At 69.1% G+C, this 23,707-nt stretch carries 28 protein-coding genes; 12 read left to right on the forward strand and 16 right to left on the reverse strand.

Going from position 1 to position 23,707, the window contains the following annotated elements; translation table 11 throughout:
* The 4 genes from B4E30_RS04825 to B4E30_RS04840 form a co-directional block, all read right to left on the reverse strand.
* Nucleotides 1–692, reverse strand: a 692-nt coding sequence (locus B4E30_RS04825; RefSeq protein WP_286793754.1) for an ABC transporter ATP-binding protein, incomplete at its 3' end; no start/stop codon positions are given.
* A 1-nt stretch (nt 693) separates the two neighbouring features.
* On the reverse strand, nt 694–1,680 hold the full coding sequence (locus B4E30_RS04830; RefSeq protein ID WP_194383242.1) for an iron chelate uptake ABC transporter family permease subunit: 987 nt from the start codon (nt 1,678–1,680) through the stop codon (nt 694–696).
* Nucleotides 1,677–2,642, reverse strand: a complete 966-nt coding sequence (locus B4E30_RS04835) for an ABC transporter permease (RefSeq protein ID WP_286793756.1) — start codon at nt 2,640–2,642, stop codon at nt 1,677–1,679. Before B4E30_RS04835 ends, B4E30_RS04830 begins: the two co-directional genes overlap by 4 nt.
* 80 nt (nt 2,643–2,722) lie before the next feature.
* Nucleotides 2,723–3,751, reverse strand: coding sequence for a siderophore ABC transporter substrate-binding protein (locus B4E30_RS04840; protein WP_286793758.1), 1,029 nt, complete (start codon nt 3,749–3,751; stop codon nt 2,723–2,725).
* 147 nt (nt 3,752–3,898) lie between these two features.
* On the opposite strand from B4E30_RS04840, the gene msrB reads away from it, so the two are divergent.
* Together msrB and msrA are read left to right on the forward strand one after the other, a co-directional pair.
* Nucleotides 3,899–4,375: a peptide-methionine (R)-S-oxide reductase MsrB gene (gene msrB, locus B4E30_RS04845; protein ID WP_286793760.1), complete on the forward strand. Its 477-nt coding sequence runs from the start codon at nt 3,899–3,901 to the stop codon at nt 4,373–4,375.
* Entirely contained in the window at nt 4,372–4,917 is a 546-nt protein-coding gene (gene msrA, locus B4E30_RS04850; RefSeq protein ID WP_286717617.1) for a peptide-methionine (S)-S-oxide reductase MsrA, read from the forward strand. The genes msrB and msrA overlap by 4 nt, the downstream gene beginning before the upstream one ends.
* 58 nt (nt 4,918–4,975) lie before the next feature.
* Here the strand turns inward: msrA and B4E30_RS04855 are convergent, their stop codons facing one another.
* The gene (locus B4E30_RS04855; RefSeq protein ID WP_176759373.1) at nt 4,976–5,140 is read right to left on the reverse strand and encodes a hypothetical protein; all 165 of its coding nucleotides are present in this window, start codon (nt 5,138–5,140) and stop codon (nt 4,976–4,978) included.
* Between the two features lie 121 nt (nt 5,141–5,261).
* Between B4E30_RS04855 and B4E30_RS04860 the strand changes: the two genes are divergently transcribed.
* Nucleotides 5,262–6,452, forward strand: a complete 1,191-nt coding sequence (locus B4E30_RS04860) for a MalY/PatB family protein (protein ID WP_286793761.1) — start codon at nt 5,262–5,264, stop codon at nt 6,450–6,452.
* A 19-nt stretch (nt 6,453–6,471) separates the two neighbouring features.
* Here the strand turns inward: B4E30_RS04860 and B4E30_RS04865 are convergent, their stop codons facing one another.
* From B4E30_RS04865 to B4E30_RS04880, 4 genes are read right to left on the reverse strand one after another with little or no spacing between them, the layout of a single operon-like run.
* Complete coding sequence (locus tag B4E30_RS04865) at nt 6,472–6,699, reverse strand: RNA-binding S4 domain-containing protein (RefSeq protein ID WP_286717613.1); 228 nt, start codon at nt 6,697–6,699, stop codon at nt 6,472–6,474.
* Nucleotides 6,700–6,726: 27 nt separating this feature from the next.
* Nucleotides 6,727–8,169: a cryptochrome/photolyase family protein gene (locus B4E30_RS04870; protein WP_286717611.1), complete on the reverse strand. Its 1,443-nt coding sequence runs from the start codon at nt 8,167–8,169 to the stop codon at nt 6,727–6,729.
* Complete coding sequence (locus tag B4E30_RS04875; RefSeq protein ID WP_286717609.1) at nt 8,166–8,786, reverse strand: GyrI-like domain-containing protein; 621 nt, start codon at nt 8,784–8,786, stop codon at nt 8,166–8,168. The genes B4E30_RS04870 and B4E30_RS04875 overlap by 4 nt, the downstream gene beginning before the upstream one ends.
* A gap of 26 nt (nt 8,787–8,812) precedes the next feature.
* Nucleotides 8,813–9,310: a DUF427 domain-containing protein gene (locus B4E30_RS04880; RefSeq protein WP_286793763.1), complete on the reverse strand. Its 498-nt coding sequence runs from the start codon at nt 9,308–9,310 to the stop codon at nt 8,813–8,815.
* Between the two features lie 67 nt (nt 9,311–9,377).
* Between B4E30_RS04880 and B4E30_RS04885 the strand changes: the two genes are divergently transcribed.
* The gene (locus B4E30_RS04885; protein WP_286793765.1) at nt 9,378–10,292 is read left to right on the forward strand and encodes an FAD-dependent oxidoreductase; all 915 of its coding nucleotides are present in this window, start codon (nt 9,378–9,380) and stop codon (nt 10,290–10,292) included.
* On the opposite strand, the gene B4E30_RS04890 is transcribed toward B4E30_RS04885, so the two are convergent.
* Nucleotides 10,289–11,020 carry a sulfurtransferase gene (locus tag B4E30_RS04890; protein WP_286793767.1) on the reverse strand — a complete coding sequence of 244 codons (732 nt, stop codon included), beginning with the start codon at nt 11,018–11,020 and terminating at the stop codon, nt 10,289–10,291. The genes B4E30_RS04885 and B4E30_RS04890 overlap by 4 nt on opposite strands.
* Before the next feature lie 89 nt (nt 11,021–11,109).
* Between B4E30_RS04890 and B4E30_RS04895 the strand changes: the two genes are divergently transcribed.
* The 5 genes from B4E30_RS04895 to B4E30_RS04915 all read left to right on the forward strand — a co-directional run bounded on the left by B4E30_RS04895 (nt 11,110) and on the right by B4E30_RS04915 (nt 14,334).
* Nucleotides 11,110–11,550 carry a MarR family winged helix-turn-helix transcriptional regulator gene (locus tag B4E30_RS04895; RefSeq protein WP_228480750.1) on the forward strand — a complete coding sequence of 147 codons (441 nt, stop codon included), beginning with the start codon at nt 11,110–11,112 and terminating at the stop codon, nt 11,548–11,550.
* Nucleotides 11,551–11,570: 20 nt separating this feature from the next.
* Nucleotides 11,571–11,993 carry an organic hydroperoxide resistance protein gene (locus B4E30_RS04900; RefSeq protein WP_194383252.1) on the forward strand — a complete coding sequence of 141 codons (423 nt, stop codon included), beginning with the start codon at nt 11,571–11,573 and terminating at the stop codon, nt 11,991–11,993.
* Between the two features lie 126 nt (nt 11,994–12,119).
* Nucleotides 12,120–12,926: a glycosyltransferase family A protein gene (locus B4E30_RS04905; protein ID WP_194383255.1), complete on the forward strand. Its 807-nt coding sequence runs from the start codon at nt 12,120–12,122 to the stop codon at nt 12,924–12,926.
* Entirely contained in the window at nt 12,926–13,741 is an 816-nt protein-coding gene (locus B4E30_RS04910) for an endonuclease/exonuclease/phosphatase family protein (RefSeq protein ID WP_194383256.1), read from the forward strand. Before B4E30_RS04905 ends, B4E30_RS04910 begins: the two co-directional genes overlap by 1 nt.
* A complete protein-coding gene (locus B4E30_RS04915) occupies nt 13,738–14,334 on the forward strand; it encodes a hypothetical protein (protein ID WP_286793772.1) in 597 nt (198 codons plus the stop codon). Before B4E30_RS04910 ends, B4E30_RS04915 begins: the two co-directional genes overlap by 4 nt.
* A gap of 9 nt (nt 14,335–14,343) precedes the next feature.
* Here the strand turns inward: B4E30_RS04915 and B4E30_RS04920 are convergent, their stop codons facing one another.
* Nucleotides 14,344–15,579, reverse strand: a complete 1,236-nt coding sequence (locus B4E30_RS04920) for an NAD(P)/FAD-dependent oxidoreductase (RefSeq protein ID WP_194383257.1) — start codon at nt 15,577–15,579, stop codon at nt 14,344–14,346.
* A gap of 228 nt (nt 15,580–15,807) precedes the next feature.
* Here B4E30_RS04920 and B4E30_RS04925 point away from each other — a divergent pair, with 228 nt between their 5' ends.
* Nucleotides 15,808–16,122, forward strand: coding sequence for a hypothetical protein (locus tag B4E30_RS04925; RefSeq protein ID WP_194383258.1), 315 nt, complete (start codon nt 15,808–15,810; stop codon nt 16,120–16,122).
* 24 nt (nt 16,123–16,146) lie between these two features.
* Here the strand turns inward: B4E30_RS04925 and B4E30_RS04930 are convergent, their stop codons facing one another.
* Nucleotides 16,147–17,697, reverse strand: a complete 1,551-nt coding sequence (locus B4E30_RS04930; protein ID WP_194385510.1) for an MFS transporter — start codon at nt 17,695–17,697, stop codon at nt 16,147–16,149.
* 65 nt (nt 17,698–17,762) lie between these two features.
* Here B4E30_RS04930 and B4E30_RS04935 point away from each other — a divergent pair, with 65 nt between their 5' ends.
* Nucleotides 17,763–18,461 carry an LON peptidase substrate-binding domain-containing protein gene (locus B4E30_RS04935; RefSeq protein ID WP_286793774.1) on the forward strand — a complete coding sequence of 233 codons (699 nt, stop codon included), beginning with the start codon at nt 17,763–17,765 and terminating at the stop codon, nt 18,459–18,461.
* Here the strand turns inward: B4E30_RS04935 and B4E30_RS04940 are convergent.
* Genes B4E30_RS04940 through B4E30_RS04955 form a run of 4 tightly spaced genes read right to left on the reverse strand, consistent with a single transcriptional unit; the run spans nt 18,458 to nt 22,753 of the window.
* Nucleotides 18,458–19,702, reverse strand: a complete 1,245-nt coding sequence (locus B4E30_RS04940) for a DUF6716 putative glycosyltransferase (protein ID WP_286793776.1) — start codon at nt 19,700–19,702, stop codon at nt 18,458–18,460. The genes B4E30_RS04935 and B4E30_RS04940 overlap by 4 nt on opposite strands.
* The gene (locus B4E30_RS04945; protein ID WP_286793778.1) at nt 19,699–20,571 is read right to left on the reverse strand and encodes an N-acetylneuraminate synthase family protein; all 873 of its coding nucleotides are present in this window, start codon (nt 20,569–20,571) and stop codon (nt 19,699–19,701) included. The genes B4E30_RS04940 and B4E30_RS04945 overlap by 4 nt, the downstream gene beginning before the upstream one ends.
* On the reverse strand, nt 20,568–21,836 hold the full coding sequence (locus B4E30_RS04950; protein WP_286793780.1) for an acylneuraminate cytidylyltransferase: 1,269 nt from the start codon (nt 21,834–21,836) through the stop codon (nt 20,568–20,570). Before B4E30_RS04950 ends, B4E30_RS04945 begins: the two co-directional genes overlap by 4 nt.
* Entirely contained in the window at nt 21,833–22,753 is a 921-nt protein-coding gene (locus tag B4E30_RS04955) for a hypothetical protein (RefSeq protein ID WP_286793782.1), read from the reverse strand. Before B4E30_RS04955 ends, B4E30_RS04950 begins: the two co-directional genes overlap by 4 nt.
* Nucleotides 22,754–22,933: 180 nt before the next feature.
* Between B4E30_RS04955 and B4E30_RS04960 the strand changes: the two genes are divergently transcribed.
* The gene (locus B4E30_RS04960; RefSeq protein WP_286793785.1) at nt 22,934–23,461 is read left to right on the forward strand and encodes a hypothetical protein; all 528 of its coding nucleotides are present in this window, start codon (nt 22,934–22,936) and stop codon (nt 23,459–23,461) included.
* Nucleotides 23,462–23,707 lie beyond the last annotated feature (246 nt).

Below are 23,707 nucleotides of genomic sequence, written 5' to 3' on the forward strand. Positions count from 1 at the left end.
AGGGATTCCAGGTTCTCCGCGGTGACGACGTCGGTGACGGGTCCGTGATGCAGCACACGCCCGTCGCGCATCGCCACGACGTCGTCGGCGAACTGTCCCGCGACGTTGATGTCGTGCATCACGACGACGACGGTCATCTCGCGCTCCGCGACCAGCCGCCGCAGGAGCTTCATGAGACTGACGGCATGACGGGGGTCCAGGTTGTTCAGCGGCTCGTCGAGCAGCAGGTGGTCCGTGTTCTGCGCGAGCGCCATCGCGACGAACGCCCGCTGCCGCTGACCCCCGGAGAGCTCGTCCAGGAATCGCCGGCGCACCGGCTGAAGGTCGAGCAGGTCCAGTGCGCGCTCGACGTGCGCGCGGTCATCGGCCGTGCGACCCGATCCGCCGTGAGGGAAGCGGCCGTATCCGACGAGGTCCTCGACGCTCAGACGGATGGCGAGGTGATTGTCCTGGCGCAGGATCGCGAGCCGGCGGGCCAGCTCGCGCGAGCGGGTCGTGACGACGTCCAGTCCCCCGACGGTGATGGTGCCGGCGTCGGCTCCGACGAGGCGGCCGATGGTGGCCAGGAGCGTGGATTTCCCCGCTCCGTTCGGTCCGATGATCGCGGTGAACCCTTGTCGGATCTCCAGCGTCACGTGCTCGAGCGCGACGACGCTGCCGTGACGTTTTGCGACGGACTCGGTCTGGATCATGTCAGCGGGCCCTTCCAAAGATGACGAGGACGATGAAGAAGAGTCCACCCGCGAACTCGATGACGACCGGCAATTCGGTGGAGAAGCCGAGCAGTCGGTCGAGGATGAGCTGTCCGCCAACGAGGGCGATCACCCCGGTCGCGATGGCGGTCGGCACGCTCAGGGCGTGACGGTGACCCACGAGGCCGTAGGCGACGTTGGCCACCAGAAGACCGAAGAAGGTCACCGGGCCGACGAGAGCGGTGGACACCGCGACGAGCACGGCGATGACCAAAATCACGTGCATCGTGACGCGACGATGGGCGACGCCCAGGGACACCGCGGTGGACTCCCCGAGGGAGAGCACGTCGAGGGAACGGCGGATGGGCCAGAGCGACATCGCGGCCACCCCGACCAGGACGGCGCTGGGGAGCAGGAGCTCGCGGTCGATCGACGTGAAGCTGGCGAACAGCAGGTTCTGTACGACGGCGAAGGTGTCCGGATCGAGGAGACGCTGCAGGAACGAGGTCACGGAGCGGAACATCACTCCGAGGACGAGGCCGGCGAGCACGATGACGTGCAGGTCGTATCTGCGGCGCACGAACAGCCACCAGTAGAGCAGGGTGACCGTTCCCGCCATGAGGACCAGCTCGACCGTCCAGCTTGCGATCGCGGGGGCCGCGACGAGCACGGCAGGACCGATCGCGAAGGCGGTCACCACCTGGATGGCCATGAAGACGGCGTCGAAGCCCATGATCCCGGGCGTCAGGATGCGGTTGGCGGTGATGGTCTGGAACAGAACGGTGGCCGCACCCACCGCGCTCGCCGCGATCACCATCCCGGCGATCGTGCGCCACCTGAGTCCGAGCGCGTACTCCCACCGCCCCGGCAGATCGGTGAACAGGTAGATCGCGATCGCGATCGCAGCCAGCGCGACGACGATCGCCAGCCGGAGCTCGTGCGAAGCGAGCGCACTTCGCGCCCGGTGCGAGGTGCCGGAGTCGCTCATCCCGTCCCCTCCTTCCGCAGCGACCGTGCCTGTGGCCGCCCACGCCGGCGCGGAGCGACCCCGTCGACCGGCCGGGCCGTGCTCAGCAGAAGCCAGAGGAAGACGGCGCCACCGATCACGCCCATGACGATGGAGATCGGTATCTCGAAAGGGAACCGCACAACGCGGCCGACGATGTCGCAGAGCAGCACGAGCGCAGCGCCCAGCAGCGCGACCAGCGGTACCGCGCGGCGCATATTGTCACCGATGAGGCGACTGACGACGTTGGGCACGATGAGACCGAGGAAGGGAATGGCGCCGGTGACGACCATCATGGTGCCGGTGACGATCGCGATGATGATGACGCCGAGGGCGAAGATCACCCGCGTGTCGAGGCCGAGGCCGCGCGCGGTGTCCTGGCCGAGGCCCGCGACCGTGAACCGATCGGCCGCCACCCAGGCGATGAGCGCCGCGGCGGCCGCAAGGTAGAGCATCTCGTAGCGACCGCGGAGAATGCCGGAGAAGTCGCCCACGCCCCACGCCAGCAGCTCCTGGAGCATGTCGGAGCGATAGGCGATGAAGGTCGTGATCGCTCCGATCAGTCCGCCGTAGAGCAGGCCCACGATGGGCACCAGCACACTGGATCGGGCCGGGATCCGCCGCGAGAGGGCGAGGAATCCCAGGACACCCACCAGTGCGCCGAGCGACGCTGCGATCGCCTTTCCCCAGATCGGCATGCCGGGCGTGGTCATCAGCACGCCGAGGAGGGCGAGGCTTCCCGCGTCGGTCGCTCCGGTGGTCGAGGGCTCGACGAAGCGGTTGCGCACCAGCAACTGCATGATGAGCCCGGTGACGGCGAACGCGGCGCCGGCGAGGATCAGGGCAACCGTCCGCGGCACGCGACTGGCGAACAGCACGAAGGCGTCGAGCTCGGCGACGCCGATGAACAGCGATATCGTCGCGAGGATGGCGGTCAGTGCCATCCCCGCGACGATCAGCACCGACGGAGAGACCCGCGCGAGCGGGCCTCTCCGATCGGATCCGTGCGTGGTCAGAGCATCCGTCACGCGGCGAGTTCGTCGCCGACCGTCGTCAGCACGTTCTCGATCGCGGTGAGTCCGTTGATGACGATGTACAGCTCACTCGCGGGGAGCTCGATGATCTGGTCCTCGGCGCCCGCCGTCGTCTGCGCCACCAGCTCGTTGTCGAGGGTCTCGCTCGCGCTGCTGGAGTCGCCGATCGCGGCGCCGCGGTCGAAGACGATGATCCACTCCGGGTTCGCCGAGAGGAGGAACTCGTTGGTGACCGTGTCACCGTGCGGCGAGCCTTCCGCACCGGGGAGCTCCGCGGCCGCGACGGCCGGCGTGAAGCCGAGCTCGTCGAAGAAGTAACCGAAGCGGGAGCCCTCACCGAAGGCGCCGTACTCTCCGCCGGACACCGACAGCACGAGTGCCGTGCCGTCGACGGATTCCTCGATCTGCGTCTCGAGCGCCTCGATCTCCGCGACCTGCTCGGCCACGGCGTCTTCGGCGCCGAAGATCTCGCCCAGCTGCTCCGCACGCACCAGGCCCGCGGCCGGATCGAACGTTCCCCCGCTGGTGCCGGTCAGGTCGATCGTCGTGGCGATCTCCGACAGCTCGTCGTACTGACCGGTGCTGCGCGCGGCCACGACGATAAGGTCGGGTTCGAGTTCTGCCACGGCTTCGAAGTCGGGCTCGAACAGCGAACCGACCTTCGGGAGATCCGCGTAGTCCGAAAGGTACTCCGGCAGAGCGATGTCGGGGATGCCGACCACGGCGTCACCGGCTCCGATCGCATCCAGCGTGTCGAGAGTGGCGATGTCGAAGGTGACGACCGCTTCGGGCTGGTAGGGGACCTCGACGGAATCGCGCGCAGCGTCGGGGTCCTCCCGGTAGGAGGACTCGCCGTCCTCTTCGACGAGGACGAGCGTCGGCTTTGCGTCCGCCACGGTGACAGTTTCCGTGACGGTCTCCTGCGTCTCGGCGGCAGGCTCGGACGATGCGCAGGCGCTCGCGACCAGGGCGACGCCGGTCAGCGCGACAAGAACGAGGGGAAGGCGTGGATGTGACATGCGGGTAAGGCTAGCCTAACCAAAAGCTGAGCGCACATCCGGCGGACTCACAGCGCGCATCCAGGCCACCGGGACCAAATCACCGCCGCCGACGGTTACCACTGATGACGCCGCAGCCAGCCGCGTCGAGATGCGAGAGGAACCGACATGAGCGACTACCGCAAGACACGCGAGGCGATCGAGCGCCTCACCGAGACGCAGTACCGCGTCACCCAGCGCGAGGGAACGGAGCCCGCCTTCGCCAATGCCTACTGGAACAACCACGAGGAGGGCATCTACGTCGATGTCGTATCGGGGCAGCCGCTGTTCGCCTCGACGGACAAGTACGACAGCGGCACCGGGTGGCCGAGCTTCACGCGACCGATCGACGACGACGCCGTCCGGACGCGCACCGATTGGAAGCTCCTGATGCCGCGCACCGAAGTGCGCTCGTCATCGGCGGACAGCCACCTCGGTCACGTCTTCCGAGACGGCCCACGGAGCGAGGGCGGGCTGAGATACTGCATGAACTCGGCCGCGCTGCGCTTCGTGCCGCTCGCAGACCTCGACGAGCAGGGATATGGCGCCTCCCGCTCGCTGTTCGACGCCACCACAACCGACCACACCGAGGAGAACGTCGCATGACCACCGACAACGGATCCATCACCACCGTCCCCGGCCTCGAGACCGCCGTGCTCGCGGGCGGCTGCTTCTGGGGCATGCAGGATCTCATCCGCCGACAGCCGGGGGTCGTGCAGACACGCGTCGGATACACGGGGGGTGACAACGCGCACGCCACCTATCGCAACCACCCGGGGCACGCCGAGGCGGTAGAGATCGTCTTCGACCCCGCCAAGACCTCGTTCCGAGACATCCTGGCGTTCTTCTTCCAGATTCACGACCCGTCGACGCTGAATCGTCAGGGCAACGACATCGGCACGAGCTACCGTTCGGCGATCTTCCCCGTGAATCCGGAGCAGGAGCGCGTCGCACGAGACACGATCGCCGACGTCGACGCATCGGGTCTGTGGCCGGACAGGGCCGTCACGACCATCGAGGAGTCAGGCCCGTTCTGGGAGGCTGAACCCGAGCACCAGGACTACCTCCTGCGCATCCCGAACGGCTACACGTGCCACTTTCCGCGACGCGACTGGGTGCTGCCGAAGCGCTCGGAGGCCACAGCCTGATCGATACCGACGTGCGGGCCGGATGGCGCCGACGGGGCGCGTCCGGCCCGCACGTCGTTCAGTCCTCCTCGCGCTCGTCGTCGTCGGGCGCGGGCGTGTCAGGTGAGGGCAGGGGCGGTTGCGAGTCGCCGCCGGCTGCGGGCGGTGCGGGCGGAAGGGTGTCGCTCTCACCCGCGGCAAGACGCGTCTTGTCCTCGGCCGTGAGGTGTTCTCGTTCGCTCATGTCTTCACGCTACGAATCGCGCCACCGCGACGCACCCGCTTGACAATCTGTGCGACGGTGGAGTGTCCGCGACACGGACGCATGCTCCACGGCCGAAAATCCACCGAAGGGATCAGCAACGGTGAGCAGATACGACGAGATCACCGAAGCGGACCTGCGCGCCGCGGGCAGCATGAAGTGGACCGCGTACCCCGGAAAGACGGGAGCTTGGGTCGCCGAGATGGACTTCGGCGTCGCGCCGGCGATCCAGGAGGCGCTTGGCTCCGCCGCCGCTCGCGGACTCACCGGGTACCTGCCGCCGTGGCTCACCGCCGACCTCGCACGGGCGACCGCCGACTGGTACGCGAGTCGCTTCGGATGGGAGATCCCGGTGGGGCGGATCCACCCCGTGCCGGATGTGATCGCCGCTTTCGAGTCGACCATCGAGCACTTCACGCCCGCGGGATCCGCGGTGATCGTGCCCACGCCGGCCTACATGCCGTTCCTGTTCGTGCCGCAGATGCACGGCCGGGAGGTGATCCAGGTGCCGAGCGTCGAACGGGATGGGCGCATGACGATGGACCTGGACGCGATCGGTCGGGCCTTCGACGACGGCGCCGGGCTGCTGGTCCTATGCAACCCGCACAACCCGCTGGGGACCGTGTTCACGCGCGATGAGCTCGACGCGGTGGCGGCCGTCGTCGACGCGAAGGGCGGGCGGGTCTTCGCCGACGAGATCCACGCGCCTCTCGTGTTCGACGGCGCGCGGCACATCCCCTACGCGTCGGTCTCGGAGGCGGCGGCGTCGCACACGATCACCGCCGCGTCGGCGTCGAAGGCCTTCAATCTCGCCGGACTCAAGTGCGCGCAGCTGATCGTGTCCAACGACGCCGATGCGGCTCTCTGGGCGGAACACGCGATGTGGTCGGGGCACGGCACCTCCACGCTCGGCGTCGTGGCGAACGTGGCGGCGTACACCGACGGCGCGGCCTGGCTGGCGGAGACCGTCGACTACCTCGACGGCAACCGGCACGCGCTCGTCGATCTGCTCGCCGAACACGCGCCTCGGGCGCGGGTCACGGTGCCGGAAGGCACCTACATCGCCCTCATCGACTTCCGCGCGTACGACCTCGAAGGCGATCTCGGAGAATGGTTCCGCGTGCACGCCGACGTCGCCCTCACCGACGGCGCCGCCTGCGGAGAGGCGGCGATCGGACATGCCCGCATCATCTTCGCCCTGCCGCGGCCGATCCTCGAAGACGCGATTCGCCGGATCGGTGCCGCCTTGGCACGCCACGAGCAGGGCCGGGCGGAGCGCTCCCCCGCCGCATGACCGCGCGCCGAGGTCCCGCTCAGGGACAGACGCGCAGGGTGCGGTCTTCGAACGACACGATGTCTCCGACCTGCAGCTGGCGACCCCGACGGCGATCGACGTCGCCGTTGACGGTCACGAAACCGTCGATGATGGCTTCCTTCACATCGCCGCCCGAGTCCAGGAGCCCGGCGAACTTGACGAACTGACCGAGCCGGATGCCGTCGCCGCCGATCGGGACGTCTTCGATCCGTTCGGGCGTGTCCATGTCCGCATTCTAGCGATCGCTCCCGGACTACCCGGATGCGCGGCGCTTGCGCATCTGGGCGAGCGGCATGTTCAGCCGCGGATTGCCGGTCAGCTGATCCTCGTGCTCGTCGAGGAACGTCCAGTAGGCGTCGGTGAAGGCGGAATCGCGTGCGGCCTTGTCGCTGGACCACCACGAACCCATCCGCTGCAGATACGCCCCTCCCGAGATGTACGGCTTCGTGGCGACCCGGCCACCGTCGGCGTATTGACTCATTCCCTGCACGTTCGGCACCATGACCCATTCGTACGCGTCGACGAAGAGGCTCGAGAACCACTCGTACACCTCTCGCGGATCGTAGCCCTGGAGCAGGAACCAGTTGCCGAGCACCATCAGTCGCTCGATGTGGTGCGCGTACCCGTGACGGATGACACGCGCCAGCACGGTGCGGACCGGCACCGGCAGGTCTTCCGGCACCCCCTCGCCGGTGTACCACCAGTCCTCGAGAGAGCGCCGCAGCGCGAAGTGATTCGCGTGCATCAGCTCCGGCCAGGCTCGGTACGCGCCGCGCATGTACTCGCGCCAGCCGATCACCTGTCTCACGAAGCCCTCGAGGGAGGCCAGCGGCACCTCATCGCGACGCCCGACTGCAGCACGGACCACCTCATCGACGGTCAGGAGGCCGACGTTCAGCAGAGGGCTGAGCACGCCGTGGAAGAGGAACGCCTCGTCGGCGTCCATCGCGTCCTCGTATCGGCCGAAAGACGCGAGCCGCTCGGTGACGAAGGCGTTCAGCCATGAGCGCGATGTCTCTGGCGTGACCGGCAGCCAGAACTCGGTGGGGTCGCCCGGCGCATCCGGAAAGTGCCGCCCGACGTCTTCGATCGCGCCCGCGGTGGCCTCGTCGGCCGGCCCGATCGGAAGGGGCGGAATCTCGACGCCGCCCTTCGGGAGCGGTTCGCGATTCTCCGCGTCGAAGTTCCACCGCCTGCCGGCCGGCTTCCCACCGTCCATGAGGATTCCGGTTCGTCGACGCTGCCACCGGTAGAAGTCCTCCATGCGCGCGCCCTCGTGCTCGGCGAACCAGCGGTCGACCTCCTCCGCCGGAGTGAGGAAGAGAGCATCGTCGTAGACGCGCGTCGCGATGCCCTCGTCGTCGCAGATCCGACGGATGCGGCCGTCGACCCCACGGTCGGTCGCACTCATCCACGCGAGCCCGTCGACACCGAACTCGCGGATGAGGCGGCGCAGAGCGTCCGCGAATCCACTGCCCTCACCGAGGGGGACCCGCCGGACCGTGCGGCCGTCCGCCTCGAGACGAGACGACGCCTGCCGCATGCCCGCCAGGATCAGCACCCGCTTGTGCGCGTGATAGCGCCGTTTGACGAAGGACGACCGCGCCTCGATGAAGAAGAACACGTCGATGTCGTCTTCGGCATACGCCGGATGAGCCGCGAACAGCTGGGTGCCGAGGATCAGTGCAGCCTTCACGATGCCTCGGCCTCGGTCACCGGCTGACGCAGGATGGTGCGCAGTCTCTCCGGCGCCGTGCGACGCGGATCGCCGAGATAGATCTCGTGGTGATGTCCGCGCATCCGCAGTCCCCTGCCCGCAATCGCCTCGTCGTGCATCCGCGCGAGCACCGGGCCCTCGTCGTCGTACGGACCGACGTGCAGCGTCTGAACGCATCGCCCCTCATCCACCGACGCGATGCGCAGGCGCTCGATCGCCGGGGCGCCCTTGTCAGCCGCGCGCGCAAGCGCTCGATCGATCTGGTCCTCGGCGACCGCATCGGGCACGACGATCATCGCGGACCACTTCCACCGCTTCTTGTCTCGGGCCGCCGTGAAGAAAGCGAGATCGTCCGCCCACCACAGCGCCTCGAGGGGACCGACGACGTAGTCGACGCCGAGCTCCTGCTTGCTGAGGAACTTCAGGGGGAAAGAGAAGGTGTAGAGCGTCGCGACCGCGTCGCGGTACGCGACGGTGGTGTTCGGGTCACCTGCTCCGTCGATCATCGCGTACCGGCGGCGCGGAATGTCGACGTCGTCGAAAACGCCTCGCCGCGCCGCGTAGCCCGAGAGCTCCTTCTTGAGGTCGATCTTCACCTCGCCTCACCTCTCCTCTCCGCGGGTCACCACCCGAGGGACCCCGGCACGCCCTTGAACGGACCCACCACGTCGGGCGTGATCCATCCGCCGTAGAAGTTGCCGTGCTGCGGTCGCACGAGAACCCCGCCGATCTCGCACCGATCCATGCTCTCGGCGTACACCGCGACACGGTCGGCGAGCGTCTCGAACCCTGTCAGCGGCGACGGGTAGTTCCACGCCGCACGAGGGCGGGTCTGCCCGCCGCCGTGGACGTCGAAATAGCGGGCGCGCCCTTTGAACTCGCAGGCCGAGGCTCCTTCGCCCCGCGTGAGGGCGCCAGGAGCGAAAGCAGCGAGAGGCAGGTAGTACGTCGGCGGATGACTCGTCTCGAGCACGCGCACCACGTCGTCGGTGTCGACGATCACGTCGCCGCCGAGCGTGATCACCGCGCGGCTGTCGACGCGTTCGACGCGGGGTGGCCGGGGGTAGTCCCAAACAGACTCCTGTCCCGGACCGACCGGATCGGGCTGAGGGTGACGCATGATCCCAGGGTAGGACTCCGTGCGCCACCCGGCGCTGCCGTCGACTCCGTGCTCATAGGCTCGGGCCGTGGACACGACGGAGGTCATCGTCATCGGCGCAGGCATCGCCGGTCTGCGTTGTGCGCTCGCGCTCGCCGAGGCAGGACGCGACGTGGTCGTCGTCGAGGCCGGTTCACGAGTGGGCGGCCGTCAGCGCACGGATCGGGTCGACGGGTTCCTCCTGCTGGAGCCCTTCCTCGCCGGAGTGATCGCGGATGACACCGGCACCACTTCCGACGCCTTCGTGCGGCTCCTCGTGCGCATGTTCGTGCTTGGGCGCCCGGGACTTCCCGCGGACGGCATTCAGGCTCTCCCGCACCAGCTCGCCCGGCGCGTCACCGACGCCGGCGGACGCATCCGACTGTCCCATCGCGCTTCGCGCATCGATCGCGCGTCGGGTCGCATGCGCGTCGAGATCGACGGCGCAGGCCCGGTCATCGCGGAGACGGTCGTCGTCGCGGTGAGTCCAGACGCGGTCTCCAACCTGATCGATGTGAGCCGCCCTCGCACGCGTGGACTTCAGACCTGGTGGTTCGACGCGTCCGCTGCGCCGCCGTCGTCGGCCGCCGTCCACGTCGACGGGCGACGATCCGGCCCCGTCGTCAACACCGTGGCGATGTCGCACACCGTCGCGACATACGCCCCTCCCGGCAAGCATCTCGTCCAGGCGACGTGCCTGCTCTCGGAGACCCGCGCCCCCGACGAGCCACAGGTCCGCCGACACCTCGAGGAGATCTGGGGTTCCCGGGCGGGCGACTGGTCGGTCCTGCGCCGGGATGACATCCCCCACGCTCTTCCGGCACAGGCAGCGCCGCTTCGCGTCGCCTCGCCGACACGGATCGCAGAGGGCGTGTTCGTCGCGGGCGATCACCGGGACACCGCATCGATTCAGGGCGCCCTCGTGTCGGGAAAGCGAGCGGCGCGAGCAGTCCTGTCGCCTTAGCGACGCGGCGCGAGATCGGGGCCGACCGCCTCGCGCTCGTCGAAGACGAAGCAGTCTCCGTCCCAGTGGGCTCCCCCGACGTGCTCGAAGTAGCCCAGGACGCCGCCATCGAGCTGAAACGCCTCGACACCCTGCTCGCGAAGGTGGATCGCCGCCTTCTCGCATCGGATTCCGCCGGTGCAGTAACTGACGACGGTCTTGCCGACGAGACTCCCCCGAGCCGCGCCCGCCGCGTCGGGGAACTGCGTGAAGCGCTCGATGCGCCAGTCGATCGCCCCCGCGAAGCGGCCGTAGTCGACTTCGAAGCCGTTGCGCGTGTCGAGCATCACGACTTCTCGGCCGTGATCGTCCACCCCGTCATCCAGCCACCGCTTGAGGGTCTGCGGCGACACAGCGGGAGCTCGCCCGCCCTCCGGCCGGATGGCCGGTCGATCCATGCGGATGATCTCGCGCTTGATCTTGACGACCATCTTCCGGAAGGGCTGCTCGCGCGACCAGCTCTCCTTCGCCGTCAGGTTCGCGAACCGCTCCTCCGCCCGCAGATCGTCGAGGATGCCGCGCACCGCCGCGGCGTCGCCCGCGAGGAAGAGGTTGATGCCCTCTGGGGCGAGGATGATCGTGCCCCGAACCCCGGCGGCGACCGCACGCGCCCGAAGGCGCTCGCGCCGCTCCTCGAGACCGTCCAGCGCGGTGAAGAGGTAGGCGCTGACGTTCAGCACGGATGACACGCCCCAAGGCTACGCGGTCGGCAAGCTCGCGCAGCGCCGTATCCCACATTTGGTTGTGCTCAATTCAATTGTGCAAAATACTTATGGACATGCCCGGGATCGACGACATGGTGTGCTTCTCGCTCTACGCCGCGAGTCGGTCGACCACGCAGGCCTACCGACGCGTCCTCGAGCCCTGGCACATGACCTACCCGCAGTACCTCGTGCTCGTCGCCCTCTGGACCGAGGGTCCGCTCTCCGTGCGCGAGCTCGGCGACCGCCTCGCGCTCGACTCCGGCACCCTCTCTCCGCTGCTGAAGCGCCTCGAGAGCCGCGGGCTGCTGACCCGCACGCGCCGAAGCGACGACGAGCGCGTCGTGGATGTCGCGCTGACGGACGCGGGCTCGAGCCTGCGACACGACATGGCGGATGTGCCCCGGCAGATCGCGCAGTGCATGGGCATCGGCATGGAGGCCGCCCGCGCACTTCTGGACTCCCTGCACGAGCTGACCGCGCACGTGCAGGCGAGCAACGAGGCGACCGTCTCGTGACATCACACGGAAGGACCACCATGGACGCCATCTACACCGCCGAGGCCCTCGCCACGGGAGAAGGACGCGCGGGAGCCGTCAAGACGCGCGACGGTCACGTCGACATGGACCTGCGCATCCCCCGTGAGATGGGTGGCCCCGGCGGCGGGGCCAATCCCGAAGCGCTCTTCGCCGCCGGATACGCCGCATGCTTCCACAGCGCGCTCCAGGCGGCCGCCCGCGCACAGAAGGTGACTCTCGAGGACACGAGCGTCGGATCACGCGTGCATATCGGCAGCAACGGCGAGGGCGGCTTCGGCCTCGCCGTCGAACTCGAGGTCGTGATCCCCAACCTCCCCGCCGACCAGGCGCAGGCGCTCGCCGACGCCGCGCACCAGATCTGCCCGTATTCGAACGCCACCCGCGGGAACATCGACGTCACGGTCACCGTCTCCGACGACTGATCTCTGCGCGGCGGCTCGTTGCTTCGACGAGCCGCCCCGCTATCGGTGACGGGCAACCGTGTCAACCGCGATCGCGTGCCTCCGCCCGCTGGATAGCGTGGCGGCACACCTCGCCAAGGAGTCACCGTGTTCCAGCGTCGCCCGCACCACCGCATCACCGTCTCGGTCGTCATCCCGGTGAAGGACGATGCCGCTCACCTGGACCGGTGCCTGCGAAGCATCGCTCGGCAGAGCCTCGCCGTCGACGAGGTCGTCGTCGTCGACAACGGCTCGGTGGATGACTCCGCCGACGTCGCGCGACGTCACGGCGCTCGGGTCGTGTCCTGCGCGCACCCCGGGGTGGCCGCGGCCGCGTCCGCGGGCTACGACGCAGCTCTCGGCGACGTGATCCTCCGCCTCGACGCGGACTGCGCGCCAGGCCCCGGATGGGCGCGGACGATGACCGAGGCGCTGCACGAAGAGCAGAACGTCGGTGCCGTCTTCGGCGGTGCGAGCTTCCACGACGGGCCTCGGTGGCTTCGCCGCCCGCTCGCGGGCGCCTATCTGAGCGCATACGTGCTGGTGGTGGGCGCCGCGCTCGGCCACTGGCCCCTCTTCGGCTCGAACCTCGCCATGCGCTCCGAAGCGTGGCGGGCGGTGAGCGCATCGGTGCACCGAACCCGAGCGGACACGCATGACGACATCGACCTCGCCTTCCACATCGGCGAGCGGCATCGCATCGTGGCCGTCGGCGCGGAGCACATGACCATCTCGATGCGTCCGTTCGCCGATGCTCGGCTGTTCGCCGCGCGGGTCCGCAAGGGGTTCCGCACCGTCGTGATGCACTGGCCGCAGGACTTCCCCCCGATTCGGTGGGACCGTCGCCTGCTGCGGCGCCTGCGTCGCCGCAGCGTCGCGCGCCGCGCTCGACCCGACCATCACCTCGCTGCCTGATGCGCGCCGCCGCTCTCATCGGGGTCGCCACAGCCCCCGCGCTGCACGTGATGACGTTCAATGTGCGGCGCCGGCTGCCGCTGTCGATCCGACGGGCGGACCGGTGGACCGGTCGCCGCCGGGCCGTGGACGCGCTCCTCACCCTCGAACAGCCGACCGTGCTCGGCGTGCAGGAGGCGATGCCCGGTCAGGCCGACGCCGTCGCCGATGCGCTCGGTGCTCGGTATCGCCGGCTCGGCCATGGTCGCGACAGCCGCGGTCGCGGCGAGGGGTGCCCGCTGTTCTGGGATGCCGAGCGGCTCGAACTCCTCTCCGGCACACAGCTCGCACTGTCACCCACTCCGGCGGTGGCGGGGTCCCGGGGGTGGGGCAACCCGGTACCGCGCGTCGTCGTGGTCGCGCGGCTGCGGGATCGGCTCACCTCGCGGGAGCTCACGGTCGTGAACACGCACCTCGACGTGTTCTCGCGCCGCTCCCGCCTGCACGCCGCCCGCTGGTTGCGGGGGGTGCTCACGACCGGAACCACTGCCGGGATCATCCTCGGCGATATGAACGCCCGTCCGGATTCCGCCACCGCGCGTGAGCTCTGGGTCGGCGGTCTGCGGGATGCGTGGCCCGCTGCGGACGTGCGGCTCACCCCCGAATGGGCGACGTTCGCCGACTACCGCGCACCACGACGCGGCGCGCGCATCGATTGGATCGGTGTGACCCCCGGGGTGCAGGTGGATGCGATCGGCATCAACGCCTTCCGCACGGATGTCGGGTGGCCCTCCGATCACCTGCCGGTGCAGGCGCGGGTGCGCGTGTGCTCATGAGCACGCTGGCACGGAACTTTCTACGGCCACCCCGCGGGACCCTGGGCGTCGCGGCCGATGGAGTGCGGGCGCTCGGACTCGTCAGTGTCGTCGCCGCGGGGGTGCTGTACCAACCGACGGATGCCGGCATTCTGGCTTTCGCGCTGCCCGGCCTCATGATCCCGCGCTTCCTCGCACTCCGCCCGACAGCCGACCTCGTCTTCGGGCTCGTGCTCCTCACCGCCGCGTGGAGCAACGTGTACGACCTCTACACCACGCTCGCGGCGTGGGATCTGGTGGTCCACTTCCTGGCCACCGGTGTTCTGTCCGTCGCCGTCTACCTCTTGCTCGGCCATGCCGGGGTGCTCCCGCGACCTGTCGGACCCGGTCGGCCGCGGCGCGCGCCACTCGTGCTCACCCCTGTCCTCGGGCTCGCGATCAGTGCCTTGTGGGAGATGGTCGAGTGGGCGGGCCGGGAGTTCATCACGGACACGATCTTCGTGACCTATGCCGACACGATCGGCGACATGGCGATCGGCGCTGTCGGTGCAGCCGTGGCGGGAGTGGCGCTGGCCTTCCTGAGACTCGAGGATGATCCGCCCCCGGCCACGTGAGCGGAGCCGTCAGACACGGCCGCGCAGGATGAGGTTCCAGTACACCCACGGCAGAACATAGCGGTCCGCGATCCAGGCGAGGCGGTTCTCCCGGTACATCTGCGGCAGGAACGAGATCGTGGGGTCGGGACGACCATCGGGATCGAACTCCGCCCAGACGACACTCGATCGCGACACCGTCAGCGGGCAGACACCGTAACCGTCGTATCGGCGCGTGGGCTCCTGGCCGCGCAGCGCCGCCGCGAGGTTCTCCGCCACGACGAACGTCTGCTTGCGCAGCGCGCCGCCGGACTTGGAGTTCGTCGTGCCGGCCGCATCCCCGATCGCCCAGACGTCGTCGAACCGGCGATGCCGCAGCGTTTCGGGATCCACCTCGACGAAACCTCCGGGATCGCGCTCGGCCGCCAGACCGGCCGCCGAGATCCACGTCGGCGCCGACTGCGGCGGCACGACGTTCAGAACGTCGTACCGCACCTCCTCGGCGTCGGTCTCGCCGATGCGTCCGATAGCCACCTTCCGCTCCGCCCCGCTGACGGCCCGGATCTCGCTCGCGGTGCGCACCTCGATGCCGAACTCCGCGATGACACGTTCGAGCTCCGCGTCGATGTGGGCAAGACCGAAGACCGTCTCCTCGGGCACCACCAGCACGACCCGGATGTCATCGAGGCACCCGAGGGCACGCCAGTGGGCACACGCCTGGTACATCGGCTTCTGCGCGGCTCCGGAGCAGGAAGCCGGTCCGGGCGGCTGCGTGAACACGACCGTCCCCGATCGCATGTCGCGAAGCAGGGCCGAGAGCTTCACCGCCCCGTCGAGCTCGTAGTGCGAGGTGACCTCGGGCGTGTCGAGAGCTTCCGCGAGTCCCGCCACGGCGGTCCAGTCCTTCACCATCCCCGGGCTGAGGACGAGATGGTCGTATCCGAGCACATCACCGCCGGATGTGGTGACGGTGCGTGCTGCGGGATCGACGGCCTCGACCGCATCGCGCACCCAGCGCACCCCTTTCGGCATCACGTCGGCTTGTGGGCGCGACGTCTGCGACGCGCGCGCCGTGCCACCGGCGACGTGCGAGAACAAGGGCTGATACCGATGCACGGCCTGCGGTTCGATCACGGCGATGTCGGAGACGCCGGCACGTCGCAGTCGTGCGGCGGCGGACACTCCCCCGTTTCCGCCGCCGACGATGATGACGCGGTGATGGGCAGCCTCGGCCCGAGTCTCGTGCGATGCCTCCGGCGAATCCATACGGCCACGCTAGGGAACGTCCCGCCCGACCGGCACCGCTTGCGGACCGGGCGGCGAGCGGCTAGCCGACGCCGCACGGACGTCCTTCCCCAGTGAGCGCGCAGTGAACGCGCAAGATTCTCCTGAGAATCGTCTGTCAACCCCCTCCGCGACCCGGGTCGACGCGCGCAAGATGGATATCGCCCTCGCAAGGAGCAGAAAGCCACACCCCGAATGACCATCGCGATGATGCCATCGTCACACCAGTACGTCCTGGTCGAACTCGAAGACGAGATTCGACTCATCCACGACACCCGTTACGCCGAGAACGACTCGCGTCGCCTCGTCGCATTCGTGGAGCCGGCGCCGGATGACCGCGTAGCGGTCACCTGGCTGCGATCCCTGCCGCTCCGCACCAGCTTCCCCGACGCGGCGTCCGCGCTCGCGGAGATCGAAGCCTGGACCGCCCTGGAGCGGGCGGGCGGCGCCGCTCCGCCCATCCCGATCGCCCACTACGCGCCCCGGCGCATCCGCTCTTCCGCGCGGCGGATCACGCGCGCCTGAGCGGTGGCGACGGGGCCGTGCTCGTCACGCGTGCCCGACCCCGTACTCGACCTCATCGTCGTCATTCGCACCGTTCTCGCGCCGGCGCCGACGCCAGGTGAGGTCGACGAGCCCGACCAGCAAGGCGAGGGAGAGGAACACCGCCGCGGCGAGCATCCCGTAGGCGTAGGCATCGTGGAACACGACGATCTCGCTGGCCGTGCCCTCCTCGCGGAAGATCGTCGCGTAGAAGAACGACAGCGCGACCGCGGTGCCGATGGCCGTGCCGATGCGCTGGCCGAGCTGCCCGACCGAGCCGGCGAGACCGCCCTGCGTCACCGGGATGTCAGCGAGGGCGAGTGTCTGGTTGGGAGAGATGACGAGGCCCCCGCCCAGTCCGCCGACCACCATCGCCGCGGCCATGGCCCAGGGCGTGTACGGCAGCGGGACGAAGATCGCGACGACCACCAGGAGGGCGGTCGCCAGGAGCACGGCGCCCAGGCCCCACACGACGAGGGGTCTGCCGAACCGGTTGACGAGGTTGCCGCCCACCCAGGAACCGGCAGCGCTCGTGGCGGCGAACCCGATGGAGACCATGCCCGCGTAGACCGGCTCGAGACCGAGACCGTCCTGCAGGAAGAGGTTGGTGAGCAGGAACACCGACGGCAGAGCCGCGAAGTACGACGTCGCCAGCAGCGTGCCATTGCGATACGACCGCACCCGGAAGAGACGCAGCGGAACGAGCGGAGCCTTGCCGACGGACTCGTAGTGCCGCTCCCACAGCACGAACCCGCCGACGAAGAGCACGAAGGCGACGAGCAGCCACCATCGCAGGGGGTCGTCGTCGGGAGATCCCGTCGTGAACAGGAACGGGAACATGAGCGAGAGCACGGCGAGACCGAACAGCACCGTGCCGAACGGATCGAGCTCGAGCGGCCGGCGGGTTCGCCGGTGGAGGGGCGGCAGAAGCCAGATCGCGAGGGCGATGGCGATGAGACCCAGCGGCACGTTCATCCAGAAGATCCAGCGCCACCCGTCCTGCGCGCCGCCGAGAGCGATCGCCAGCCCGCCGATCGTCGGGCCGAGGGCCGTGGAGATGCCGATGATCGCTCCGAAGGCACCGAAGGCCTTGCCGCGCGCGGAGCCGCGGAACAGCTCCTGGATGATGCCGAGAACCTGGGGCATCTGAATGCCTGCGGCGACGCCCTGAATCAGGCGGGCGATCAGCAGCACGGTCATCGAGGGCGCAAGCGCACAGACGAGACTCATGACCGTGAACAGGCTCAGGCCGATGATGAACAGCGCGCGCCGCGATCGCTGATCACCCAGGCGTCCCGCCGGAACGAGCACGAGCCCGAAGGTCAGCACGTACCCCGACACGATCAGCCCGAGCTCCGTCGGCGCCGACCCGAACGCATCCTCGATCGAAGGCAGGGCGACGTTGACCTTCGTGAGGTCGAGGATCGTCAGAGCGGCGACCGATACGCATACCGCGAAGGCCCGCCACTGCGCTCGTGGTGAGGGGAGGGGGATGTCGGAGGTGGCCGGCGACGCTGTCTTCGACGTTTCGTTCCCGTTCGCCGTCTCATCACTCATCATCATCGCCAGGTTATCGCTACGCACCGCGCCACGGACCCGTCCGATGCTGATTGACTGGGGCCATGCGCGAGACGGCGATGTTCCCTCTCAGCAGCGTGCTGATGCCGTATATGCCGCTGCCGTTGCGCATCTTCGAGTCGAGATACCTCGTGATGCTCGGGCGCCTGCTCGACGACGACGATCCGCGGTTCGGGGTTGTCCTCATCGAGCGCGGACCGGAGGCCGGGGGCGGCGAGCAGCGGTTCTCGGTCGGCACGCTCGCGCGCGTCTCGCGCGTGGCGGCCCGGGAGGATGACCTGCAGCTCGTCGCCGTCGGGGGCGGCCGGTTCGAAGTCGAGCGGTGGCTCGACGACGACCCGTACCCGCGCGCGATCGTCCGGGAGCTGCCGATGCCGCCGTGGCGTGACGACCTCCTTCCGCTGCGCGAGCGCGCGGAGCAGACGGTGCGCCGGCTCCTGTCGATGTCGGCGGAGTTCGCAGAGCTGCCCTGGGATGCCGACATCGAGCTCGCCGACGATCCCGAGCACGCGTGCTGGCAGCTCGCGGGCATCGCCCCGCTCAGCACCCTCGACCACCTCGCCCTGCTTCAGGCCTCGTCGCTCGACCAGTTGCTCGCCGACCTCATCGCCCGCTGCGACGAGGCGGAACCCGTCTTGACGGCGGGAACGCCGGATGGGGCCTTCGGAGCCGAACTCGACCGGCTTCTCGATGACGTTGAGGGAGACGAGGAGTCCCCCGGACCCGCGGACGGCGACCGCTAGGACTCCGGCAGGCGCCGCATCCGTCGAACGCGCTGGACGATGCGCACGACAGCACGAGCCGGAACACCGATGATGCACGCGACCGTGCCCGACACCGACCGATCCAACGCCCCGAGCACGCTCTTCCGCTCCCACGCATCTCGGATGGCACCGCCCCGCGGGCGCGGCTGGGGGCGGTGCGCAAAGGCACCCGAACGGCGCGCCCCCGCGAGTTCCGCGAGCTGCCCCACCCAGGTGTCCTCTGCCGCCGGGTGGAAGTAGTTGTCTTCGAGCCAGCCGTCGACCGGCATCCGGAACGCGCGCGCGATGACCGCCGTCTCGCCTGCCAAGAGTCCGCTTCCCTCGAACACCGTATTGATGAGTTCGGGAGCGACGCCGAAGACATCGAGCGCGATCACCGGGGTGCCGTGGGCGACGGCCTCGATGGCGGCGGTCGAGCTGATCGTGACGAGCCCGGCGGCGGTAGCCAGCGCCGTGCTCATGGGCTCCGTCGAGACGACGAGGTTCGGCGGCGCGCCTCCCATCGACCGGATGAGGTCGGGATACTCATCGAACTCGCGGTGGGTCTGGCTCTCCCCCTTCGTCCCCCGGAGTTTGAGCACGACGCGCCGACTCGGGTCGGCTTGGGCTGCTCGGATCAGCAGAGCGGCGACGCGGCGACGCGCATCCCGCTCGCGGGGCACGATCGCCTGCGCCGCGAAGACGAGGTCCTGCCCGCCCGCCGTGGCCGTTCCCGGCTCGGCTGCGCGCGCGAAGGGCAGGCGGGCGAGAGCGAAGCGCTGGACAAACCCTTTCTCGGTCGCCAGAGCGGTGAATTCACGCACCTCACGATGGGAGTGCAGCACGAACACGTCACAGGATGCGCGGTAGACGAGAGCCTTCCGCGTGGCGGGCACCGAGATCCCCGGCAGACCGGTCGCGATGACGGACGACGGCACACATGTTCGCACGACACGCGCCAAGACCCGCACGAGCGGCCCGCGCGCGGCGAGCAGGACCACGTCGGGGTCCAGTTCGGCCAGCCGTGCCGGAAGGTCGTCGAACGCGACACGCCACACGTCGGTCAGTCCGCTCCCGGCGAGGGCCGAGCGCTGCTGCGCCTCACTGACCACGAGCGGCGTGTCGAGAACGAGCAGCCGACCGTCGACGGCGTCCGGTCGCGATCCCAGGAGCGCGGCCGCCCACTTCACGTACGAGTCGGTGTCGGCGACGGCGACGACGCGAAGCGGATCGGCTCTCACGCCGGAACGCGGCGCAGCTTCGCCATCGGCGCGCGCTCGCCGTCGAACACCCGCTTCACGCCGTCACCCAGGGCGGTCTCGATGATGCGGATGTCGCGGACGAGATGGTTCAGGCCGGTCGGCTCGAGCGATGCCGCGTGGTCGGAGCCCCACATGGTGCGGTCGAGCGTGATGTGGCGCTCGACCGCCGTCGCGCCGAGTGCGACGGCCGCGAGGGAGATCTGCAGCCCGCGCTCGTGACCCGAGTAGCCCACGGGAATTCCGGGATAACGCTCGCGCAGGGCGGGGATCACCCGGAGGTTGGCCTCCTCCGGCTCCATCGGGTAGGTGGAGGTCGCGTGCAGGAGAACGAGATCGCCCGTCCCGAGCACCTCGATCGCCTGGTCGATCTGCTCCGACGTCGACATGCCCGTCGACAGGATGATCGGCTTGCCCGTCTCACGCAGCGCGACGAGAAGCTCGGTGTCGGTCAGCGATGCCGACGCCACCTTGTGCGCCGGAACGTGCAGGTCTTCGAGGAACTCCACGCTCGGCACATCCCACGGGGATGCGAACCAATCGACGCCCCGGAGCAGTGCGTGGTCGGCGATCGCCACGTACTCGTCACGCCCGAACTCCATCCGCTTGCGGTACTCGAAGTACGTCATGGTGCCCCACGGCGTCTCCCGGCGCACATCCCGCATGTGCTCGGGCGTCGAGATCTCCGGGGTGCGCTTCTGGAACTTGACCGCATTCGCGCCGGCGTCGGCGGCCACGTCGATCAGCTGTTTGGCGATCTCGACGTCGCCGTTGTGGTTGAGGCCGATCTCCGCGATCACGTAGGTGGGCCGACCGCCCCCGATGACGTTCTTCCCGATCGTGACGGTCATGGCTTGCTCCTTGGTGGTTCTGCCTCGGACGAGGCGAGGATGGACTCCGACGAGGCGCCGCGCGCTGCGAGCACCCGTTCGGCGACTTCGCGCACGGCGCCCGCGCCGCCGGAGGACTGCAGCACGATGCGCGCGGCAGCGAGGACAAGCGGGTGCGAATCCGGTACGGCGATCGGCCACCCGACGAGTTCGAGGCAGACGAGATCGTTGACGTCGTTTCCGACATAGGCGACGCGGTGAAGCGGGATGCCGCGCTCGGCAGCCCACGCCACGAGAGCGCTCGCCTTGTCGTCGAGACCCTGTTCGACGTCGACGCCGAGCTTGCGCGCACGAGCCGTGACGACGGGGTTGCGTTCGGTCGACAGGATGACGACAGGCACGCCGGCTCTGCGCAGCAACGACACTCCCATCCCGTCGGAGCGGCTGACGCGAACCAGTTCGGTGCCCTGCGCGTCGACGTATGCGCTGTCGTCGGTGTGGACGCCGTCGAAATCGGTCACGACCGCATCCACGTCGATCGGACCGTCGAGCGTCGTGGGAACGGTCGAGGGCAGACCAGATGCCGCCATCGCCCTCGCGACCTGGAGCTCCTGTGCCGTGTCGATCTCGATCGCGGTGCTCTCCGGCACCTCGGCGGCGCGCGTGACACCGAAGAAGCGGTGCTCGGCGGCACGGAAACCGTCGACATCGAGCACGTAGAACGCGCCGGTCTCGAGGTAGTGGGGCTCGCGGTCCTGGCGACGCGGACGGACGGCGGCATCGTGGTTGATACCGGAAGCGGCACCCGACGCATCCCGCCGCCAGAGGAACCCGTAGGTCTCGACAGCCGAGAACACGCTGTCGGCGAGCCCGGCGACGACGTCGGACACAGCGGAGTCGAGAGCGGCGGAGTCGATGAAAGGAGAGGTCGCCTGCAGGAACGCGAGGGTCCCGACGGGCGATCCCTCCGCCGCGAGCACGTCGAGCGCGTGGAGCAGCGCGCTCTCACTCGTGGCGGTGTCGCCGGAGAGCTCGGCGGGCCGGTCGATGACCGCCGCGCCCCACTCGCGCGCGACCGCAGCGATGACGGGGTCATCGGTCGAGACGACGACCAGGTCGATGGCGGATGCCGCCTTCGCGGCCGCGACTGCGCGCGCCACGAGCGGCACTCCCCCGACGCGGCGCAGGTTCTTGCCCGGCACTCCCTTCGAACCCCCGCGTGCCGGGATGACGGCGACGACGAGCGGACGCACCTCCCCCGTCCGCGACGCGGCGATGCGGCTCACCGCACGGCCCGGCGACGATGACGTGCTCCGGGCTCGCGCGGACGCAGCACCGCCGCTGACCCCCGCAGCACGAGCGGAAGGGTCGTGGTGGTCGACGAGGCGAGCGTGAGCACGTCCAGTCGTTCGACCGCACCCGCGAGCACGAGCTCGATCGGAAGGTCGAGGCGTTCGACGAAGACGTCGGGAATTCCGGCGACGTCGGCGAGCTGCTCGGCTGACTCGCGGCGGTGCGGCAGGTAGGTCACCGGCGCGATCGACGCCTCGTGCGCAACCCAGTCGAGGTAGACGTCGCGATCGAGCAGACCGTCGTCGGGTCGCGCACTGCCGAGCACCACCCGCGACGTGCGGAAAAGGTGCGGGCGGGCGGTCTCGCGGGTGAACGCGAAGTCATGCCGGTGCACCGGCACGCCGATCTCGGCGAGGGCGTCGCGACGCTCGTAGCCGAGATCGAACGCCGTGAAGAAGTCGACGTCGCCGGCGAGCGCCCGCGAGACGACATGCGCATGCGCGAGCGGGCCGACACGCGTGGTCAGTCCTCGCTCGTCGTGACCCGGGCGGCGATAAGGACGACGCCCGGTGAGCGTATCGGCATAGGCGACGGTGTTGGCTCCGTCATCGAGGAACGTCACGCGGCGCGGCCGCAGCACCGTCGCCGCAAGCCGGAACTGGCCGGAGTATCCGTCGCCGACGAGCCAGTGCCGGTGACGTGCCAGCAGTCCCCACGGGATGCCGAGGTAGGGCTGGGGGTCGACGAAACGCGCCCCGCGCGCGAGCAGCTCGTCGGCCGTCTCGGGCATCTGGGCCGTCAGGCGGCCCGCGAGAGCGATCGACTCCCCCTCGGCGTGAGCCCATTCCGCCGCGCCGATCAGTTGCAGCGGGGATTCCACCCACGCCAACGGTGCCAGCTCGCGAGCCACCCGACCTCCGCGCATCAAGGGGACGCGGAGTGCCCCGCGCCTGTCTCAACACGGTGAGCCCCGAGGTTGAACGACGCGCATGAGCGCCGTGTCCTCCACATGGCGCGCCGGTGAACGATCGGCGACGCGGGCTGTGGACAACCGCGCGCGACGCCTCGGGACCGCCGTTACGTTTGTGCAGTGATGAGCCATCTCGCCCGGACCCTCGCATCGACGCTCGCCGCGTTCGCCGTCGTCGGTGCCCTCGTGGGCTGCGCTCCGTCTCCCGAGCCGACGCCCACACCGACGGGATTCGCCTCCGAAGCAGAGGCCTTCGAGGCCGCCGAGGCGACCTATCGCGCCTACGTCGATGCGACGAACGCTCAGCGTATGGATCCATTGCACTCGCCCGCCCCCGAGTCGTTCCTCCGGGGTGAGTTGCTTGAGTCCGAGCTTGAATTTGACCGCCAACTTAAGGCCGAGGTGCTCTCAATAGTTGGCGAGACAGTCATTACTGATGTGGAGTATGCCGCCATCGACGCGAACCTCACTAGCGCTGACGTGAATATTTGCTTGGACTCTTCGCAGACGACGATCGTCGATGAGTCAGGAAATGACGTAACCCCCTCAACTCGAGAGCCGATCACCCTCATATCAACGACGGTCGTCTGGACACCGAGCGGAACCGCAATCACCTCCAGCGAGACCCTGAAGACCGGGCAATGCTAGGTTCAACGGTCGCGGCAGGGATCTTGCTACTTTCAGCCGCCTCCTTTGCTGCAGTCGAGCTCCCGACATCAACAATCTGCACACCAGCGCGTGCTGCTGCTGGTCTCTGCTCCGCAACGAGCGACGGGTCGCAGGTTGATGTCGGTGCGTCGCTAGGTGGGTCGTCGGGTGGAGGCGCGTCCGATGGCGGTGGCGGGGGCGGCGGGTACGTTGCTCCGGCTCCCGAAGAGTCCACCGAGGAGATCC

The sequence above is a fragment of the Microbacterium sp. UBA3394 genome (genome assembly GCF_002358725.1).
Lineage (GTDB): Bacteria > Actinomycetota > Actinomycetes > Actinomycetales > Microbacteriaceae > Microbacterium > Microbacterium luteum.

What these genes read in the sequence shown, in the direction of transcription:
- B4E30_RS04830 (WP_194383242.1), bottom strand. Translation starts at nt 1,680, where the DNA reads ATGAGCGACTCCGGCACCTCGCACCGGGCGCGAAGTGCGCTCGCTTCG.
- B4E30_RS04835 (WP_286793756.1), bottom strand. Translation starts at nt 2,642, where the DNA reads ATGGCACTGACCGCCATCCTCGCGACGATATCGCTGTTCATCGGCGTC.
- B4E30_RS04840 (WP_286793758.1), bottom strand. Translation starts at nt 3,751, where the DNA reads ATGTCACATCCACGCCTTCCCCTCGTTCTTGTCGCGCTGACCGGCGTC.
- msrB (WP_286793760.1), top strand. Translation starts at nt 3,899, where the DNA reads ATGAGCGACTACCGCAAGACACGCGAGGCGATCGAGCGCCTCACCGAG.
- msrA (WP_286717617.1), top strand. Translation starts at nt 4,372, where the DNA reads ATGACCACCGACAACGGATCCATCACCACCGTCCCCGGCCTCGAGACC.
- B4E30_RS04855 (WP_176759373.1), bottom strand. Translation starts at nt 5,140, where the DNA reads ATGAGCGAACGAGAACACCTCACGGCCGAGGACAAGACGCGTCTTGCC.
- B4E30_RS04865 (WP_286717613.1), bottom strand. Translation starts at nt 6,699, where the DNA reads ATGGACACGCCCGAACGGATCGAAGACGTCCCGATCGGCGGCGACGGC.
- B4E30_RS04880 (WP_286793763.1), bottom strand. Translation starts at nt 9,310, where the DNA reads ATGCGTCACCCTCAGCCCGATCCGGTCGGTCCGGGACAGGAGTCTGTT.
- B4E30_RS04895 (WP_228480750.1), top strand. Translation starts at nt 11,110, where the DNA reads ATGCCCGGGATCGACGACATGGTGTGCTTCTCGCTCTACGCCGCGAGT.
- B4E30_RS04900 (WP_194383252.1), top strand. Translation starts at nt 11,571, where the DNA reads ATGGACGCCATCTACACCGCCGAGGCCCTCGCCACGGGAGAAGGACGC.
- B4E30_RS04910 (WP_194383256.1), top strand. Translation starts at nt 12,926, where the DNA reads ATGCGCGCCGCCGCTCTCATCGGGGTCGCCACAGCCCCCGCGCTGCAC.
- B4E30_RS04915 (WP_286793772.1), top strand. Translation starts at nt 13,738, where the DNA reads ATGAGCACGCTGGCACGGAACTTTCTACGGCCACCCCGCGGGACCCTG.
- B4E30_RS04920 (WP_194383257.1), bottom strand. Translation starts at nt 15,579, where the DNA reads ATGGATTCGCCGGAGGCATCGCACGAGACTCGGGCCGAGGCTGCCCAT.
- B4E30_RS04925 (WP_194383258.1), top strand. Translation starts at nt 15,808, where the DNA reads ATGCCATCGTCACACCAGTACGTCCTGGTCGAACTCGAAGACGAGATT.
- B4E30_RS04930 (WP_194385510.1), bottom strand. Translation starts at nt 17,697, where the DNA reads ATGAGTGATGAGACGGCGAACGGGAACGAAACGTCGAAGACAGCGTCG.
- B4E30_RS04935 (WP_286793774.1), top strand. Translation starts at nt 17,763, where the DNA reads ATGCGCGAGACGGCGATGTTCCCTCTCAGCAGCGTGCTGATGCCGTAT.
- B4E30_RS04945 (WP_286793778.1), bottom strand. Translation starts at nt 20,571, where the DNA reads ATGACCGTCACGATCGGGAAGAACGTCATCGGGGGCGGTCGGCCCACC.